At 42.4% G+C, this 5,053-nt stretch carries 3 protein-coding genes; all 3 read left to right on the top strand.

All coding sequences use genetic code 11. The features are described 5' to 3' along the window. The coding region (locus tag FJM67_RS16890; protein WP_407943642.1) for an efflux RND transporter periplasmic adaptor subunit at nt 1-512 on the top strand (512 nt) is incomplete at its 5' end. Further along, nucleotides 509-3,595 (top strand): efflux RND transporter permease subunit, encoded by a 3,087-nt coding sequence (locus tag FJM67_RS16885; RefSeq protein ID WP_140591844.1) that lies wholly within the window; start codon nt 509-511, stop codon nt 3,593-3,595. The genes FJM67_RS16890 and FJM67_RS16885, both read left to right, overlap by 4 nt. Nucleotides 3,596-3,605: 10 nt before the next feature. Beyond that, the gene (locus FJM67_RS16880; protein ID WP_140591842.1) at nt 3,606-4,217 is read left to right on the top strand and encodes an NnrS family protein; all 612 of its coding nucleotides are present in this window, start codon (nt 3,606-3,608) and stop codon (nt 4,215-4,217) included. The last annotated feature ends 836 nt before the right edge of the window (nt 4,218-5,053 follow it).

The following is a 5,053-nucleotide window of genomic DNA, read 5'->3' as shown; positions in this document are numbered from 1 at the left end:
TCATCGGCATAATGGTGGTTTATCTCCTAATGAGAGTGAGCGGCTGTATTGGAAAAACTCTAAAACCGTGGCCAGATTTACTTGACCACTACAAAGTGCGAACAGTTGGGAGCGTAAGCGAATCTTGGAAGGCAGAGATTATATCTGTTCGTACTGAGCTAGATAACCGAGCAAGAACCCTTCAAATCGTAGTAAGGGTAGATGATCCATATTCGAGCCTTTCAGCCGCTCAGAACTTCCCGCTGTTACCAAATCAACCAATTGAGTTGGTATTTAGAGCTGTTCAGCCTTCAAGTGTCATTACTATTCCATTATCAGCGGTCCACCAAGATCAAGTTCTTTTGTTAAATAAAGATAATGAAATTGAGTTTCGAGACGTCCAGCTTGGTCTCATGCAAGAGAACCATGTGACAATTACGCGCGGGCTTGAAGCAGGCGATAAATTGATACTCGACTCTTTGATAGCCGCAATACCAGGACAAAAGTTTACAGGGATTGAGGTGGCTAAATGATTAGATGGTTTACATATCATCCGACCGCAGCAAATTTACTCCTGTTAGTGTTTATAGCGGTTGGGTCGTTTTCAGCACCGACCCTTCTACGAGAGACTTTTCCAGATTTTCGCCCTGTCGAAGCAGAGGTGTCTGTGGTTTATCGTGGTGCTACACCCTCTGATGTCGAAAAGAAAATATGTGAGCCATTGTGGGATGCTGTTCAATCAGTTGAATCACTGAGTGAATTTGTCTGTACTGCACAGAACAATCTGGCCCATGCTGTAGCGACAATGCAGCCAAGTGGGGATGCCGTTAGATTTGTCAGCAATCTAAGAACTGAAATCTCAGCAATAGATTCATTTCCATCATTAGCTGAAGCTCCCGTTATTCGTGAACTCCATCGCACAGATCTAGTGGCCTCTGTCGCTGTATATGGAGAGCTACCAATGGAGCAACTTGATCACTACTCAAAGGATCTTCAAGACAAGTTAGCTTCACTCAATACTGTAGCTAAAGTTATTCGTTCTGGTATTGGGGAAAGAACCTGGTCAATAGAGGCAGATCCTCGTGTTTTGAAAGAGTACGGTTTAACAACGTCCTCTATAGCTAATGCACTCAAGCAACAAAGCATTAATGTTCCAGCTGGTACGCTTGAAGGAGAAAGCGGTGAATATAACATCAGATTTGACACCGAAGCGCTATCTAAGAATGCACTATTAAACTTACCCGTTATCACTTTATCCAATGGTGCAGTGGTCTATCTGAGTGATATAGCTAGCGTAAATGAACATTATGAGCCATCGAGTAATGCTGCATTTTTAGATGGTGTTCCTGTCATCCTTCTTGAAGTACACAAACCCCTAGATGCTGACGCTTTAAGATCTCTCGACGACTTAACAAACACAGTGAAAGCTGAGCGAAATAGAGGAATCGGTTCGATCCACCTTGATGTAGTTCAAGATGTAACTTCAATAATACGTGATCGACTAACAATGCTGGTTCAAAACGGAGTAGTTGGTCTGGTGCTTGTTGTGCTTGTAATGAGCCTATTCTTCAGACCTGCTTATGCAGCATGGGCAGCAATGGGATTGCCTGTAGCGTTTCTAGGCGCCTTTGCATGGATGTCATTGACTGGTGAAAGTTTAAATATGATCACCGTAGTTGCGTTACTTATGGCTATAGGGATTGTCATGGACGACTCCATTGTATTATCCGACTCCATAGCTGTGCACTCACACGGCAACGTTACATTGAACTCAGTAGTTCAGGGCGTTGTAGCGGTTGCACCAGGTGTAGTTTCTTCATTCCTTACAACTGTATCTGTATTTTTGCCGTTATCCTTTTTAGCAGGTGAGCTTGGCGCTGTACTTGAGGTACTTCCAGTCGTTCTTTTAGCTGCGTTAACAGCAAGCCTAGTTGAGGCTTTTTTCATACTTCCTCACCACCTTAAACAAAGCCTAACTAAATCGAATTATTCGCCCAACAAATTCAAAGTTCGCTTCGAAGAGATGTTTAATTCATTGAAAGAGCGCGGCGTTGGCAGGGTTGCAGATTGGGCTATTGATCATCGCTGGCTAGTTGTTGGAATCGCTCTTGGATTATTGATCATTACTATTGGAGCCTTAGGTTCTGGCGTAGTAAAGCGTGAAGCAATGCCTGAAATTGATGGCGATGTAATTGAAGCGCGAATTTTGCTACCCATGGGTGTATCGATTGCTAGAACTGAAGAAGCCGTCCGCCAGGTGGAAGACGCCCTTGCGCGTGTGAATATCGAGCTGAAGTCTGAACAACCGCAACAACAGGACCTTGTTAAACGTGTGATAACTCGATTCGGAAGAAATCTATCTGTCGGAGAGAGCGGAAGTCATGTGGCAACGGTTTCAGCTGATCTCTTATCTGCAGAGGTTCGATCTACAACGCTAGATGAACTCATAGAAATATGGAAGCGTGAAATTGGGGTATTACCAGGAATCACATCTTTTATTCTTACAGAGCCTGGTATCGGTCCACAGGGCATAGCTGTTGAGCTAAGACTATTCCATGAGGACTTAGATTTGCTTTCAAGGGCTTCGCAAGATCTATTAAGTGAAGTAGAAAAGTACCAAGGAGTATTAAACGCCAAACATGATTTAAATGTTGGCAAACCTCAACTAGGCATGCAGATAACTTCTGACGGACAAGCTTTAGGCTTAACGCCATTAGCTATTGCCAATCAGCTGCGCGGAGCATTTCTAGGCGAAACCCTTGATGATATTCGCTTAGGTGAATTTCAATACGCGATTGAAGTTAAGTTTGCGGATAACAGCACACAAAACATCAATGATCTGTTGGCGTTTGAGCTACAACTGAATGATGGTTCAACTGTTCTTTTACCTAATGTGGTGCATCTCTATGAAACGAGAGAGTGGAGTTCGGTTACTCAACGAAATGGGGCAAGATCTGTAACAATTCAAGCTGATGTGGATGGCCGCATAGCCAATGCTGATGCGATTACTGCAGACATAAGGGCAAATCTGCTACCTAATATTCAATCAGAATACTCGGGTATTACGTTTGAAATAGCAGGACAAGCAGCGAATTCGGCTGAAACTGTTGCCTCTATTCTTCGTGGTTTCCTGATTGGAATCGTGGGGATATATCTCATTCTTTCATTCCAATTTAGGAGCTATGTTGAACCCTTTATAGTCCTTTTAACTATCCCAATGGCTTTTCTTGGCGTTGTATGGGGCCACTATTTGATGGATTACAATATATCCATGCCATCTCTTGTTGGTGCAGCATCACTCTCGGGTATCGTTGTAAACAATGCAATATTGTTAATCGGCGTCATCAAAGAGAGAGTATCTGATACCAAGTCAGTAGTAGATGCCGCTAGCGAAGCCGTTCGTTCCAGATTTCGTCCAATATTTGTTTCAGTTTCAACGACCATAATGGGAATGGCGCCATTACTCACGGAAACATCGACTCAAGCACAAACCCTTAAACCATTGGTGATTTCTGTTGTATTCGGTTTGCTCGCATCGACAGTATTGGTCATGATTGTTGTTCCTTCACTGTATGCAATTGTTAATGACCTGAAATCTAAGTCATCGACAAACTAAGAGACTATTTGTGGTGCTATTACAAATTGACGGATCCGTTACTGATGAAAACAATGCGAAGAGGCATCACCCTGCTTTTCTAAACGCAGCATTCAGGCCATTCTTCTTGCTTGGTGCTGCGTTTGGTGCATTAAGCATACCTGCTTGGGTACTTAGTTTTCTGGGCTTAATTGAGTTTAAATTCTATGGCGGTGCCTATGCGTGGCACATACATGAAATGCTATTCGGTTTTTTTCCAGCAATCATGATTGGGTTTCTTCTAACTGCAGTTCAAACCTGGACAAAACGTAAATGCATTGAAGGATGGTGGTTAGCTGCTCTTGTACTGACATGGCTTCTAGGTCGTATAGCACTTGCCTTTCAACCCGCCTTTTTTCGTGATTACACAATCGTTATAGATCTTCTCTTCTTGCCAGCCTGCGCGGGCTTTTTAGCGCGCCCGATCCTGCAAGCCAAGATGTGGAGGAATCTCTTTTTTGTACCTATCCTACTTGTGATGGCGATGATGAATGCTGTCTTTCTTTTCGTACTTAAGGCGCAATACCTCTTTGATTTTGTTCATTGGAGTTCTCTTTTTAGCCATGGTCACTTCCTGCCTTCTTGTTTAAGAAGTAAAGAATAGCGACCTATTGATTTAAAAGAGAAAAAGGAAGGATTTCGGGCATTCCGATCACGTTTTTCGCTATTCCGATCGCCGATTCCGGAGTGGGGCTAAAAGTGATCGGATAATCGCGGAACCGGTGATCGGATTAAACCGAAATGGGCGATCGGACAATCCCGAAATGACCGGTCGGAATGCTCCGAAATATGCACAATATCCATTCACTCTGCGTTTTTATATAAGCAACATTACTTTAATCGGAAAAGGACGATATATAATAAATAAAGTCTATTATTTCAGTATGGCTCTATGACATTAGGTTTGTACGAGATCCCCAACACGGCAATTTAGGATTAACGCAAAATAATTCATATTTTTCAATAACTTATCTAGAGTATAGACTTGTATCCTTGCCTAATGGTTTCTGATTTATATAATTGGCGATATATCCACTTCAAGGTGGTTTTGATCTGTCGCCCACTATCCTTGATCACAATATTTGTCGATTATTTCCTATATTCATTCAAAGTATTAGCTAGGAATAGTTGGCAGCTATTTTCTTTAAAGAATAACGAGCTGAGTTATTGTCTTGAAATGCTGCTAGAGAATATTTTTAATGTACTCCCCCAATCCCGACATCTTGCCGCTATGCTGTAGGTGGGTTAATCAATTGAGTAGGGGCATCCCCAAGCAAAGTATGTGTGTCGGCTTCGATTTAGCAAAATTTGTCTTAGGGGTGTCTTCTGTTGTTCAAGATGAAAAGGCATTACAGAGAAAGACCATCAAATGCACCAAAGTGCTCAACTCCTTCATTCAACAAGAATCTTTTATCATTGGTTTAAAGTGTTGTAGTGGTT

The sequence above is a fragment of the Maribrevibacterium harenarium genome (assembly GCF_006385675.1).
GTDB lineage: Bacteria > Pseudomonadota > Gammaproteobacteria > Pseudomonadales > Marinomonadaceae > Marinomonas > Marinomonas harenarium.
This window is presented reverse-complemented; position numbering and strand designations above follow the sequence as displayed.

Bases quoted from the DNA above. Each gene is read 5' to 3' on its own strand.
- FJM67_RS16885 (WP_140591844.1), top strand. From the start codon at position 509: ATGATTAGATGGTTTACATATCATCCGACCGCAGCAAATTTACTCCTG.